The sequence below is a fragment of the Auraticoccus cholistanensis genome (assembly GCF_009742705.1).
In the GTDB taxonomy this organism is placed as follows: Bacteria; Actinomycetota; Actinomycetes; order Propionibacteriales; family Propionibacteriaceae; genus Auraticoccus; species Auraticoccus cholistanensis.
Genome location: NZ_WPCU01000004.1, coordinates 313,255 through 326,451, shown reverse-complemented (window position 1 = coordinate 326,451; position 13,197 = coordinate 313,255). Strand labels below are relative to the sequence as shown.

Sequence of the window (13,197 nt, the reverse complement as noted above, 5' to 3'; positions counted from 1 at the left end):
CCCGGGCCCCGGCCGGCCCCGCCGGCACCTCCCCGTGCCCCCTCCCGAGACAGGAACGACGATGACCCTCCTCGACGACCCCCGCGACCTGCTGCCCACCGACGTCGACCGCGCCACCCTGGTCGGCCGCCTGCTGGACCCCGAGCTCGGCCCCTGCGTGGTGGCCGTCCGCGGCGAGGAGCTGGTCGACGTCTCCGACACCTTCCCCACCGTGGCGGACCTGCTGGAGCGGCCCGACCCGGTGGCCGAGCTCCGCGCCGCCCCGGCCGGGCGCAGCTGGCCGCTCAGCGCGGTGCTGGAGGCCACCCTGGCCGAGGCGGAGGACCCCGCCGCGCCGGTGCTGCTGGCTCCCGTCGACCTGCAGGTGCTCAAGGCGGCCGGCGTGACCTTCGCCAGCTCGCTCACCGAGCGGCTGATCGAGGAGCGGGCCGGCGGCGACCCGAGCCGCGCCGAGCAGCTGCGCGCCGAGCTGGAGCAGGTGCTGGGCGTCGAGGTCTCAGCCATCCGCCCCGGCAGCCCCGAGAGCGAGCGGCTCAAGGCCGACCTGCAGCCCCGCGGGCTGTGGTCGCAGTACCTCGAGGTCGGCCTCGGCCCTGACCCGGAGATCTTCACCAAGGCACCCGTGCTGTCCGCGGTCGGCTGCGGCGCCGCCGTCGGCGTGTCGGAGATCTCGGCCTGGAACAACCCCGAGCCGGAGGTCGCGCTGGCCGTCACCTCCACCGGACGCATCGTGGCCGCCACCCTCGGCAACGACGTGAACCTCCGCGACGTCGAGGGGCGCTCGGCGCTGCTGCTGCCCCGCGCCAAGGACAACAACGCCTCCGCCTCGGTCGGGCCGTTCCTGCGGCTGCTCGACGAGCACTTCACCCTCGACGACGTCCGCAGCGCCCAGGTCCGGCTGCAGGTGCTGGGTCAGGACGACGACTTCGTGCTGGACGGGGTGAGCGAGATGAGCCAGATCTCCCGCGACGTCACCGAGCTCGCCGGGCACGCCATCGGGGACGCCCACCAGTACCCCGACGGCCTGCTGCTCTACACCGGCACGCTGTTCGCCCCCACCGCCGACCGCGACCGTCCCGGCTCGGGGTTCACCCACCACCCGGGCGACGTCGTGCGGATCACCAGCCCGCGGCTCGGCACCCTGGTCAACCGGGTCACCTCCTCCGAGACGGCCCCGCGCTGGGAGTTCGGGCTGCGGGCGCTCATCCGCCACCTGCACCGCCGGGGGCTGACCGACCGGGTCGGGACGTCATGAACCGGCTGGTCGTCACCGACCACATCTTCGCCGGGCTGGAGCAGGAGCAGGCGACCGCGGCGACCCTCGGCCTGGAGCTGTCGGCCCACCAGATCAGCACCGAGGCGGAGGCCCGCGAGGTGCTGGCCGGGGTCCGGTTGGCGCTGGTGAACTTCGCCCCGGTGACCCGCCCGGTGCTGTCGGCGATGGCGCCGGGGGCGACGGTGGTCCGCTACGGCATCGGCTACGACAACATCGACACCGAGGCCGCCCGCGAGCTGGGCGTCACCGTGTGCAACGTGCCCGACTACGGCTCGGCCACGGTGGCCGACCACGCGGTGACGCTGCTGCTGGTGCTGCTGCGCAAGGTGGTCCGCTACGACCGCGCCATCGCCGCCGGCCAGTGGCCCGCCCCGCCCGACCTGGCTCCGGTGCACGCCTTCGCGGCGACCACCGTCGGGCTGCTCGGCACCGGGCGCATCGGCCGGGAGGTGGCCCGCCGGCTGGCGCCCTTCGGGTTCACCGTGCTGGCCGCCGACCCGGTGGCCGACGCCGAGGAGCTGGCCCGCGACGGGATCGAGCTGGTCGACACCGCGACCCTGTTCGAGCGCTCCGACGCCCTCTCGCTGCACGCCCCGCTCACCCCGGCCACCCGGCACGTGGTGGGGGCGGAGAACCTGGCGCGGATGCCCGCCGGCGCGGTGGTGGTGAACACCGCCCGGGGCGGGCTGGTCGACACCGACGCGGTGCTGGCCGCGCTGGAGTCCGGCCGGCTCGGGGGAGTGGCCCTGGACGTCGTCGAGCCGGAGCCGCTGCCGGTGGACCACCCGCTGCGCGACCACCCGCACGCCCTGCTCACCCCGCACGCCGCCTTCTACAGCGAGGAGTCCCTGCACGACCTGCAGCGGCTGGCCTGCGAGGAGATCCTGCGCGCCGGGCGCGGGGAGCCCCCGCGCTGCCCCGTCACCTGACCCGCCCCGCCCCCGGGCCGCCCCTCCCCGGGGGCGGCGGTCAGGCCTGGGGAGCGGCCGTGGCCGGACGCTCCCGGGCGGCCGGGGCCACGACGGCGACCACGGCGACCAGCACCAGCACCACCAGCAGCCCCCGCAGGATGCCGACCTGCTCGCCCAGGAAGCCGATCGCCGGCGGCCCGACCAGGAAGGCGACGTAGCCGATGGTGGCCACGGCGCTGACCCGGGCGGCCGCCTGGCGCGGGTCGTCGGCCGCCGCGGACATGCCGACCGGGAACCCGAGCGAGGCACCCAGCCCCCACAGCGCGATGCCCACGAAGGCCGCGGGCGTCCACGAGCTGAAGATGGTCAGGGCCAGACCGACGGTGGCCACCAGCGCGGTCGCCCGCAGCACCAGCACGCGGCCGAAGCGGTCCAGCACCCACACGCCGCCGATCCGCCCGACGGTCATCGCGGTGACGAAGACCACCAGCCCGGCACCACCCACGGCGTTGGACGTCTCGTGGCCGTCGACCAGGGCCAGCGCGACCCAGTCGCTGGCGCTGCCCTCGGCCAGCGCCATCCCCAGCACGATGAGCCCGATCAGGATGGTCGCCGGCTGGCGCCACACCGCCAGCCGCGAGCGGACGGTCGAGGCCGGCTCGTCGGCGGCGGGGTCGTCCAGGACGTCCTCGGACTGGGTCCAGCGCAGCGCGACCAGGACGGCCGCGACCAGCAGCACCGCCAGCACGACCAGCTGCACCCCGACCCCGACGCCGAGCAGCTCGGCCAGCGCGCCGATGCCCGCCCCGCCCATGGTGCCGAAGCTGAAGAAGGCGTGGAACAGCGGCATCACGTTGCGCCGCAGCGCGCGCTCGGCCACGGCACCGTTGAGGTTCATCGAGACGTCGGTGATCCCCATGCCGGCCCCGGCGACCACCAGCCCGGCCACGATGACGGGGTAGCTGGTCAGCTCGACCCCCACCCCGGCCAGCACCATGCCGGCACCCAGCACGCTGAAGAACACGGCGATGGTGCGCTGGGAGCCGAAGCGGTGGACGATGTGGCCCGAGGCGACCAGGCCGAGGATCGAGCCGACCGCGAGCGCGAGCACCACGAGCCCCATCTCGGCCGTGCTGGCGCCCAGCTCATCGCGGACGCGGGGCAGCCGGGCCGCCCAGGACGAGAAGGTCAGCCCGCTGGCCAGGAAGACCGCGAAGACGGCGTTGCGCCACCGCAGCACCGTGCGCCGGTCGAGCCGCTCCGCACCCGGCTTCAAAATCGATTCAGCCACGGGATCCAGTCAACCACGACCGGCCCCCACCGGCGCCACCCGGATACGGCTCGACGACTCCACCGCCCCGACGTCCGCCGGGGCCACGCCGTCGGGCTCGGGGTGCTGGTGGAGCTGCCCGGGTCCGTCGTCTGACCACCCGGGCCCGCGGGAGGCGCGGGCGGGCGGCACTAGGGTCGGCCGTGACGCAGTGACACTCGACCACGGCAGGATGGCACGCATGTCTGACGAGCAGCAGGGCCGCAACGACCAGTCCGGACGTCAGGGCTCCGACCCCCGCTCCGACTGGGGCCAGCAGCAGCAGGACCCCTACGGCCAGCAGGACCCGTACGCCCAGCGGGCCCAGTACGAGCAGCAGGGCCAGTACGAGCAGCAGGGCCAGTACCCGCAGGGCCAGTACGGCCAGCAGGGGCAGGGCTACTACGACCCACAGCAGCAGGGTCAGCAGCAGTACGGGCAGCAGCAGTACGGGCAGCAGCCCGACTACGGCCAGCAGTACGGTCAGCAGCCCCAGGGCGGCTACCCCGAGCAGGGGCAGCAGCAGTACGGCCAGCCGCCCGTGGCGCCGCCGCCCTCCAGCGCCTCCTCGGCGTCCTGGGAGCAGCCGCAGGGCGGGCAGGGCCAGGCGCAGACCGCCTGGGACATCCCGGCGCAGAGCCAGCCGTCGGCCGGCTGGGACCAGGAGCAGTCGCGCCAGACCCAGTCCGGCAGCTGGGGCGAGCAGGCCCAGCAGCCGACCACCTCCTGGGGCGAGGCGGCGCAGCCCGCCGGCGGCTACCCGCAGTCGCAGGCGTCCGGCAGCTACCCGCAGTCGCAGCCGTCGGCCGGGTACGCCCAGGCGGGCGGCTACGAGCAGGCCGGCGGCTACGAGCAGGCCGGCGGCTACGGGCAGGGCGGCTACGGGGAGCAGCAGTACGGTCAGGGCTACGGCCAGCAGCCCGGCGGCTACCCCGAGCAGCAGCAGGGCGTCTCCTCCTGGACGTCGGGCACGTCCAGCGCCCGGAGCGGTTCGCGCGACGGGCTGCGCTCGTTGCTGGACCTCTCCTTCACCAGCTACGCGACGCCGTCGATCGTCAAGATCCTCTACATCGCCGTGGGCCTGCTGCTGCTGGTGGTCTGGCTCGGCTACACGGCCGTCTTCTTCGTCGCCGGTATCGCAGGTCACGAGCCGGCCGGCATCGTCGGCGGCTTCATCAGCCTGCTCCTCGGCTGGATCCCGGTGGCGATCTACATCGCCCTGGTCCGGGTGGCGCTGGAGTTCGCGCTGGCTGGCATCCGCACCGCCGAGGGGGTCCGCGACATCAAGGCGCACCTCCTCAGCGCCGGCAGCGACGGGGCCGACGCCGAGCAGGCCTGAGCAGCCAGCCACACACACCCCGCGGGGCCGGACGCAGCAGCGTCCGGCCTCGTGCCGTCTCCGCCGGTCACCCCTTGAGGACCGGTCAGGAATCGAGAAGCCGGCGGCCCGGCCCGTGGCTAGCCTTCCGAGCACCACACCGCGACGAGGGAAGGACGCCGCCATGGCCACCACGGACGACGAGCAGGACACGACGGGCGCAGGGTTCTCCGAGCAGGAGCGGGCGGCCATGCGCGGACGCGCGGCCGAGCTGCGCAAGGAGGCCGGCCGCGGCCGCGGCAGCAGGGCCGCCGCCGACGAGGCCGACGTGCTGGCCAAGATCGACCAGATGGCCGAGCCCGACCGGACGGTCGCCACGCGCCTCCACGCGGTGGTCACCAGCACCGCCCCGGAGCTGGCCCCGAAGCTCTGGTACGGCCAGCCCGCCTACGCCCGCGGCGGCAAGGTCGTGTGCTTCTTCCGCAGCGGCCAGGTCGACAAGGAGCGCTACTCCACCTTCGGGTTCACCCCTGAGGCCCGTCTCGACGAGGCGGGCGGGCTGTGGGCGACCTCCTACGCCGTGACCGAGCTGGGCGCCGAGGCCGAGGCCGCGATCGCCGAGCTGGTGCGGCGGGCGCTCGGCTGAGGCCCGTCGCCCGGCCCTGGGACGCGCTCAGCCCTCGGGCTTGAGCAGCGGGAAGAGGATCGTCTCGCGGATGCCGACGCCGGTGAACAGCATCACCAGCCGGTCGATGCCCAGCCCCAGCCCGCCCATCGGGGGTGCGCCGAACTCGAGCGCGGCCAGGAAGTCCTCGTCGAGCTGCATGGCCTCGGGGTCGCCGGCGGCGGCGGCGAGCGACTGGGCCGTGAGGCGCTCGCGCTGGATCACCGGGTCGATCAGCTCGGAGAACCCGGTGCCGCGCTCGACCCCGCCGATGATCAGGTCCCAGGCCTCGATGAGTCCCGGCTCGCTGCGGTGCGGGCGGGCCAGCGGCTGCGCGATGGCCGGGTAGTCGCAGACGAAGGTCGGCTGGATCAGCGTCGGCTCGACCAGCTCGCCGAAGAGCTCCATCACGAGCTTGTCGGCGTCCCAGCCGGGCTCGTGCTCGACGTCGTGCTCGTCGGCCAGGGCGCGCAGCTCCTCGGCACCGGTGGCCGGGGTGATCTCGCGACCCACCCGCTCCGACAGCCCGGGGTAGACGCCGAGCCAGCGCCACTCGCCGTCCAGGTCGATGGTGTGCTCGGTGCCGTCCGCCGCCCGGTGGGTGACCTGCCGGCTGCCCAGCAGGTCGGCGCAGTCCAGCACGATCCGCTGCACGAGGTCGGCCACGGTGCGCTGGTCGCCCCAGGCCACGTAGGCCTCCAGCATCGTGAACTCGGAGCTGTGGGTGGAGTCGATCCCCTCGTTGCGGAAGATGCGACCGATCTCGTACACCCGCTCGGCGCCGCCCACCATGGCGCGCTTGAGGTAGAGCTCGAGCGCGATCCGCAACGTCATGTCGATGTCGAAGGCGTTGAGGTGGGTGCGGAAGGGGCGGGCGGCGGCCCCGCCGTGCACCAGCTGCAGCACCGGCGTCTCGACCTCGAGGTAGTCCAGCTCGTGCAGCGTCTCGCGGATGCTCCGGGTGACCGCGGCACGGGTGCGCAGCAGGTCGCGGGCGCGCTGGCGGACGGTGAGGTCGGCGTGCCGCTGCCGGACCCGGGTCTCCTCCGAGAGCTCGCTGTGGAGGTTGGGCATCGGCCGCAGCGCCTTGGACGCCAACGTCCACCCGCTGGCCATCACCGACAGCTCACCGCGCCGGGAGCACACCACCCGTCCGGTGACGCTGACGTGGTCGCCGAGGTCGACGTCGGCCTTCCAGTCGGCCAGCCGCTGCTCGCCCACCTCGGCCAGCGAGAGCATCACCTGCAGCCGCGTGCCGGGCTCGGCCGGGGAGAAGCCACCCTGCAGGGTGGCGAAGCAGAGCTTGCCGGTGTTGCGGACGAACACCACCCGGCCGGCCACGGACACCACGTCGGTGGTCTCCTCGCCGGCCTCCAGGTGACCCCAGCGCTCCCGCACCTCGTGCAGGGCGTGGGTGCGTGGCACCTCGACCGGGTAGGCGGCCTGGCCGGCGGCCTCCAGCCGAGCCCGCTTCTCCCGGCGCACCAGCATCTGCTCGGGCAGGTCCGCCGCCACGTCGGTGGCGGCGTCGCTGCCCTGGTCACGGGCCGGGGCGGTGCTCTTTTCGCTCATCGGGGAAAGGGTATCGACCGGTTCAGGACAGCGTCGATCCGGAATGCTGGTGACCGGGTCGCGGGGGCCGCACGGGGGGCGCCCGGTGTCCGGGCAGCAAGGGGGGATCGTGGCGCAGACGCCTGCGGGTTCCGGAGGGGCTGCGCCGCGCCGCGCCGCCCGGCCGCGGGGTCGCGGCCTGCTGCTGGCCCTGGTGGCCGCCACCGCGGTGGTGCTGGCCGTGGCCGCCGTGCTGGTCACGCGCGCGGGCGGGATCCGCCTTCCCGGGGTGGCCGCGACCGCCGTGCCCGAACCCGCTCCGGGCACTCCGGCCGCCCCGTCCTCCGGGGCCCGGGCCACCTCCGGCCCCGGTGTCCCGGGCGCACCCTCGGGCGGTCCGGCACCTCCGGGGGTCGGCGGGCCGGTCTTCCCCATCGAGGCCCGTCCCGACGACCCCTTCACCGGCACCGGGCTGGACGACAACCGGCTCTACGCCGTGGTGGCGCCGCCGGCGAGCCTGGGCTGCCCGGCACCCGCCCTCAGACCGCCGCCGGTGCCCGACGAGGAGCTGCAGGCGCACGCCGAGGACGTCGTCGGCTGCCTGGTGCAGGCGCTGGCCCCCCTCCTCGCGGAGCAGGGCCTCGAGCTGACCGCGCCCGCGGTGGCCACCTTCGACGACGACCTCCGCACCCCCTGCGGGCTGCTGGCGGTGGCGGACTACCCCGCCTACTACTGCAGCACCGACGCCACCATCTACCTCAACGCACGCACCGACGACACCGCCTTCAACTACGCCCGGCTGGAGCGCGGCTACTGGCTGGTGCTGGCCCACGAGGTGGGTCACCACCTGCAGCACACCGCCGGGATCTTCCCGTTGTACAGCGAGGCCTGGGACGACGCCGAGGAGGACGAGCGGCTGGAGCTGACCCGCCGGCTGGAGCTGCAGGCCACCTGCTTCGCGGGCGTGCAGCTCAACCTGCTGGCCGGCACGCTGCAGCTGCCCGCCGACACCGACGAGCAGCTGACCGCCTACGCACGCGAGAACAACGACGAGGTCACCGGCACCCGCGACCACGGCGACGCCGACTCCACCGAGAGCTGGCTGCTGGCCGGCTTCGACCGCGGCTGGGGCTCCTTCGGCTACTGCCGCACCTGGTCCGCCGAGGACGCCGACGTCTCCTGAGCCGGTTCTCCTGCACCCGAGCCGTCGGCACCACCCCTGCCGGTCTCCTGCCAGAGCACGCTCCCCACCAGCTCCACCCCCAGCACGGCGCAGAGCACGGCGGCCTCGCGGCGTCGGGCCTCGGCCACGGGATCGAGGTCGACCACGGTCCGCGTCGTGAGCGGCGCGACGTGCAGGGTCAGGACCGCCTGCGGCGGGAGCGCGGTGATGTCGATGCGCCACTCGCGGCCGTCCCAGAACCGGTCGGCGACCGGGACGCCGTCCGCCCGCAGCTGGGCCACGTCGCCCTCCCACCGGACCAGGAGCTCCAGGAGGGCTCCCGGGCCCACGTCCCCCGGGTGCAGCGGCGGCAGCTGCCAGACGCCGGCGACTGCGTCCAGCTGCTCGTCCGACGGCGCCGACGAGCGACCGGCGTGGTGCCCGTAGCGCGCGGGCGGGTCGGAGGGCTCCCGGACCCGGGTCACCTGCACCGGGCGCAGCACGGGGTGCCCGGTGGGGGTCAGGGCCACGGGTTCGAAGCAGCGCCCCGACCAGCGCGCCACCGCCGGCTGCTCCGCCGCGCGGGCGGTCAGCCGGCCACGGTCGCTCCAGACCGGGTGGACCGAGTCGACGAGCTGGCCGTCGAGGAACCAGAGCCGTCCCACCTGCTCGCCGTCGACCAGGAGGATCCGGAGGCGGCCGTCCACGACGAGGACGCCTCCGGGGAGCAGCTCGAGGGGCGTCATGCCCAAGGCCACCTGCCGGCCGTCGAGCTCACCGGTGGAGCCGGGGGCGAGCAGCAGCCGGGCTGGCACGCCGGCCTCCGCACGCAGCACCAACGTCGGCGGCGCACCGGGGACGAGGCCGACGACCGAGGCGGTCGCCCACTGCAGCCGCACGCCCTCGATGTCGAGCTGCAGGGGCCACCGGGCGACCAGACCGCTGGGGAGGTCGACCGGCTGGTCCGGGACGAGGAGCTCTTCCTCGTCCAGGCCGACGCGGAGCTGGACGTCGGTGTGTCCGCTGAGCGGTTGGTGCGGTTGGTGGGTGTTGATGAAGAGGAAGCCGCTCCGCCCGTCGCTGCGGACGGCCCAGCGCAGCGTCGCCAGGTCGTGCACGTCGACCGGGGCACCGTCGGGCAGCGTGCTGCCCATGTCGGCGAGGCGATCCCCGAAGGCACCCACGAAGGCGTTGTGCTCCCGGAGGGCGGCCATGCCCGGCCCCGGCAGCCCGGTGGCGCCGAGGGCGGCCTGGAAGTCGTAGTCGAAGCGGGGCAGGTCGCAGGGGTAGCCGGTGGCGTGGGACTCCTGCAGGTGGTCCTCGGGGTTCGTGCCGCCGGCGTACATGTAGAACCCCTGCCACACCGAGCCGTTGCCCAGCTTCACGTTGGCCACCGCGGCGATGTCCTCACCCCGCGCGACCGGTCGGCGGTGGTACGCCGTGGCCATCCCCCCACCGAGCTCGCAGGTGGCCGGCGGGAACTCCGGGTCGAGGTCGCGCACCACGACCTCGAGCCCGGCGGCACGCTGGTCCGCTCCCACCCCCGGGTCGTCCCACCGGTGGGAGAAGGTGAAGTGGTCACGGAAGCTGTCGTCCCAGCCGGACCCCTGGTCCGCCCAGAACCCGTCGGCGTAGCCGCTGTACACCGGGAGGACCTCGTGCGGCGGGAGCAGCGCACCGCCCCAGGCGGTCGCCGTCCACAGCGGCGCCGAGAGCCCGGCCCCGCGGGCGAGCCGCTTGAGGGTCGTGATGTGCGTCGGCTGGTCGTACAGCTCGTTCTCGAGCTGGATGGCGACCACCCGCCCGTCGGGCCCGCAGTGGTGACCGACCTGCTCGCCCAGCCGCTCGAACCACCGCTGGACCAGGGCCAGGTACGTCGGGTCGTCCTGACGGGTGCTGGGGGCGGTGGCCAGCACCCAGTCCGGGAGGCCGCCGTTCCTGGACTCCCCGTGCGCCCACGGACCGATCCGCAGCACCACGTCGATGCCGACCCGGTCGGCGGTCACGATGAACTCCGCCACGTCCAGGTCGCCGTCGAAGCGCACCCGGCCCTGCTCGCGCTCGTGGTGTATCCAGAACACGTAGGTCGACACCATCGTGATCCCGGAGGCCACGAGCAGGCGCAGCTCCTCCTCCCAGCGCCGGCGCGGGACCCGGCTGTAGTGCAGCTCCCCCGACACGGGGATGCAGCGCGCACCGTCGACCTCGAGCCACCGGCTGGTGAGCCGCACCCGGGTGTGGGTCTCGACGTCGTTGCTCATGGACGGCTCAGCCAGGGGCGGGCGGAGGTCTCGGACCGTGACGCGGTGCTGGGTCACGCGCGCCTCCCCGTCGTGCTCCCGGTCCGGTGCGGCGGGGTCATGGTGCCGGAGCGGGCTGCCAGGACGCCGGGGACCGGGTCAGGGCGATGAGCTGGTCGCGGAGCCGACGGTGCGCCACGCGACAACTGTACTGACAGTCGCTTTCTTACTCGTGATGGCCGCCCGCGCTCCGGGATCCTCAGTGCCCCTGCCTGACGTCGACCCGTCCCGCTGCGCGGTTGGCTGGTGTGCCGCCGGTCGCGACCGGGATCCACCCGGACACGAGGAGCACCGCTGGTCCTCCGGTCCGTCGACGACCTCTGCCGTCCTGAGCTGGTCAGCCCTCCTGGTCGCGGACGTCCCGGCCCTGCTCGGCGAACGCCTTGAAGTCCTGCATGTGCTCTCGCGACTGCTTGCGGAAGGAGTGGCGCAGGAGCGGGCCCACCAGCCGCATCAGCAGGCCCTCGAACCGGTACTCGCTCTCGCTGACCCAGAGCGTCGCCCCCGGACCGGCCTCGGTCAGCCGGTCCCGCACGGCGTTCCACATGCCCGTCGCGACGATCTCGCGCTCGAAGCGGACGACCGTGTCGCCGGGGATCCCGTGCAGGTCCGCGGGTTCGCGGCGCGTGATGGTCTCGATGCACTCCATCTCCTGCCCGCCGGCGCGCAGCACGACGCGGGACCGGGTACCGACCTGCCCATGGGTCCCCGTCAGCGGCTCGTGCAGCACCAGGCCCCGCAACCACCTCGGCAGGTGCGTCGGGTCGGCGAGGAGCTGGACCGTCCGCTCCCGCGGCAGGTCGATCCGCATCGAGACGGTGTACCTCATGGTGGCCTCGCTCCTGCTCCGGGGTGTCGTGCCTCGACGAGCATGCCGGTCCGGGCGTCGCAGCGGGAGGGTCAGGAGCGGTCCAGGCGGTAGCTGGGGACCGTCCTGTCCACGGTGAAGCCGAGGGAGTCGTACAGCCGGGTCGCCCCGGTGGGGTTGGCCGAGTCGACGCCGAGCTGGATGACGTCGTAGCGCCCGGAGGCGGCGGCCACCGCCATGGTGCCGGCCAGCGCCGCCCGGGCCAGGCCGCGGCCGCGGGCCTCCGGCACCGTCCCCACCAGGTTCACGTACAGCTCCCGCTCCACCCATTGCGCGCAGAGGACGTAGGCCAGCACCTCGTCCCGGGCCCCCAGCACGACGGTGGAGCAGTCCAGCCGGGAGGTGCGGGAGCGCCAGTGCTGGGCCCACGTCTCCGCGGTCTGCTCGGTGGATCCCCAGTGGTCGAGGAAGGCGCGGTTGTGGGCCGCCCGCACCGGCTCGCACAGCTCGTCGTCGGGGCGCACCAGCCGGACGCCGTCGGGCACCGGCACCTCCGGGAGGGGGCCGTCGAGCGGACGCTCCATCTCGTTGAACCAGCGCACCGGCCGGTAGCCACGGTGCTCCAGCAGCCGGCGGACGGGGTCGGCCTCGCTGACCCCGCCGTCGGCCCGGAAGAACCAGGGGCGTCCCGGGTGGCGCTCGGCGGCCAGCTCGTCGGCGCGGCGCTCCATCTTCTCCATCAGGGCCCGGCCCAGGCCGCGGCCACGGTGCTCGGGGTGGACGCCGCCGCCCAGGCTGCAGCGGACCCGTCCCTCGACGTCGAGGGCCAGGGCGACGCGCAGCTGGCCGTAGCCGACCAGCTGGTCCCCCGCCCAGACCGCCAGGCTGTCGCGGGCCGGGTCGAAGCCGGGCTCCTCCAGCTCCTCGGCCAGGTCCTCGGCGCCGTAGAACTCCTCGGTCCGGTCGTGCTCGGCCAGGGTGTTGGTCAGCGTGGCCCAGGCCTCGACGTCCTCGGCGTGCAGGGTGCTCCAGCGGTAGTCGTCCACGCCGGCGATCCTGACGGCCGCGACGTCCGGGCGCCAGCGAGTTCCGCCCGCGGCGGGGCGCTCAGTCGGCGAGCGCGACCTCGATGCCGCCGTCGCGGACGTGCCAGCGGACGTCGGCCAGCGTGCCGACCACCAGGTCGGCCTCCAGCTCGGCCCGCGGGGTGGTGGTGGTGACGGCGAGGGTGGCGCAGCCGGCGGCGCGGGCCGCCGACAGCCCGGCCGGGGCGTCCTCCACCACCAGGCACCGCTCCGGCGGGAAGCCGAGGTCGCGGGCCGCGGCCAGGAAGGGGTCGGGAGCCGGCTTGCCGCGCTCGACGTCGTCGACGGTGACCACGACCTCCGGGCGGGGGATCTCGCTGGCCCCGATCCGGACCTCGGCGAGCGGACGGGTGCAGGAGGTCGCGATGGCGACGCGCTCGCGCGGCAGCACGGTGAGGGTCTCCACCGTGCCCGGCAGCGGGACGACGCCGCCCACGTCGGTGGTCTCCAGCTCGACGATGCGGGCCAGCGCCCGCTCCCGCTCGGCGTCGGGGAGCAGCCGGGCGATGATGCTGGCGGCCGGCATCCCGTGGTTGCCGGCCAGCTGCTCGGCGGTGATGCCGTGCTCCTCGGCCCAGGTGGTCCAGGCCCGGACCACGGCCGGGGTGGAGTCGACCAGCGTCCCGTCCATGTCGAAGATGACCGCGTCGAAGAGCCGACCAGCCAGCCCTGACCCCCCAGCCAGTCCTGACCCCACTGCGCTCCCCTTCCGCCGCCCTTGCACCGCGACGAGCCTAGAGGGTCGCCGGAGGCGGGCTCCCGAGCCCGGGGAAGTGGTATCACCTGGTGCTAGCGTGTGACCGCGGGTCAGCG

Annotated in this window: 11 protein-coding genes; 5 read left to right on the top strand and 6 right to left on the bottom strand. The window is 74.5% G+C overall.

All coding sequences use genetic code 11. From position 1 onward, the window contains the following. Window positions 1-61: 61 nt before the first annotated feature. Together GC722_RS03970 and GC722_RS03965 are read left to right on the top strand one after the other, a co-directional pair. Window positions 62-1,255 (top strand): fumarylacetoacetate hydrolase family protein, encoded by a 1,194-nt coding sequence (locus GC722_RS03970; RefSeq protein ID WP_156608159.1) that lies wholly within the window; start codon window positions 62-64, stop codon window positions 1,253-1,255. Next, window positions 1,252-2,205, top strand: coding sequence for a C-terminal binding protein (locus GC722_RS03965; RefSeq protein ID WP_156608158.1), 954 nt, complete (start codon window positions 1,252-1,254; stop codon window positions 2,203-2,205). The genes GC722_RS03970 and GC722_RS03965 overlap by 4 nt, the downstream gene beginning before the upstream one ends. A 40-nt stretch (window positions 2,206-2,245) precedes the next feature. On the opposite strand, the gene GC722_RS03960 is transcribed toward GC722_RS03965, so the two are convergent. Further along, window positions 2,246-3,478, bottom strand: coding sequence for an MFS transporter (locus GC722_RS03960; protein WP_331714360.1), 1,233 nt, complete (start codon window positions 3,476-3,478; stop codon window positions 2,246-2,248). Window positions 3,479-3,698: 220 nt separating this feature from the next. Here GC722_RS03960 and GC722_RS03955 point away from each other — a divergent pair, with 220 nt between their 5' ends. Both GC722_RS03955 and GC722_RS03950 read left to right on the top strand, forming a co-directional pair. After that, a complete protein-coding gene (locus GC722_RS03955) occupies window positions 3,699-4,835 on the top strand; it encodes a DUF4282 domain-containing protein (protein WP_156608156.1) in 1,137 nt (378 codons plus the stop codon). A 163-nt stretch (window positions 4,836-4,998) separates the two neighbouring features. Next, on the top strand, window positions 4,999-5,460 hold the full coding sequence (locus tag GC722_RS03950; RefSeq protein ID WP_156608154.1) for a DUF1801 domain-containing protein: 462 nt from the start codon (window positions 4,999-5,001) through the stop codon (window positions 5,458-5,460). 27 nt (window positions 5,461-5,487) lie between these two features. Here the strand turns inward: GC722_RS03950 and lysS are convergent, their stop codons facing one another. Continuing rightward, complete coding sequence (gene lysS, locus GC722_RS03945) at window positions 5,488-6,969, bottom strand: lysine--tRNA ligase (protein ID WP_197429851.1); 1,482 nt, start codon at window positions 6,967-6,969, stop codon at window positions 5,488-5,490. Between the two features lie 190 nt (window positions 6,970-7,159). On the opposite strand from lysS, the gene GC722_RS03940 reads away from it, so the two are divergent. Continuing rightward, entirely contained in the window at window positions 7,160-8,212 is a 1,053-nt protein-coding gene (locus tag GC722_RS03940) for a neutral zinc metallopeptidase (protein WP_156608150.1), read from the top strand. Here GC722_RS03940 and GC722_RS03935 read toward each other — a convergent pair. From GC722_RS03935 to GC722_RS03920, 4 genes are all read right to left on the bottom strand, one after another. After that, window positions 8,170-10,452 carry a beta-galactosidase gene (locus tag GC722_RS03935; RefSeq protein WP_156608148.1) on the bottom strand — a complete coding sequence of 761 codons (2,283 nt, stop codon included), beginning with the start codon at window positions 10,450-10,452 and terminating at the stop codon, window positions 8,170-8,172. The genes GC722_RS03940 and GC722_RS03935 overlap by 43 nt on opposite strands. A 376-nt stretch (window positions 10,453-10,828) precedes the next feature. Beyond that, window positions 10,829-11,320 (bottom strand): SRPBCC family protein, encoded by a 492-nt coding sequence (locus GC722_RS03930; RefSeq protein ID WP_156608146.1) that lies wholly within the window; start codon window positions 11,318-11,320, stop codon window positions 10,829-10,831. Between the two features lie 71 nt (window positions 11,321-11,391). Then, complete coding sequence (locus tag GC722_RS03925; RefSeq protein ID WP_156608144.1) at window positions 11,392-12,345, bottom strand: GNAT family N-acetyltransferase; 954 nt, start codon at window positions 12,343-12,345, stop codon at window positions 11,392-11,394. A 61-nt stretch (window positions 12,346-12,406) separates the two neighbouring features. Next, the gene (locus GC722_RS03920; protein ID WP_408609288.1) at window positions 12,407-13,081 is read right to left on the bottom strand and encodes an HAD-IA family hydrolase; all 675 of its coding nucleotides are present in this window, start codon (window positions 13,079-13,081) and stop codon (window positions 12,407-12,409) included. Between the last annotated feature and the right edge of the window lie 116 nt (window positions 13,082-13,197).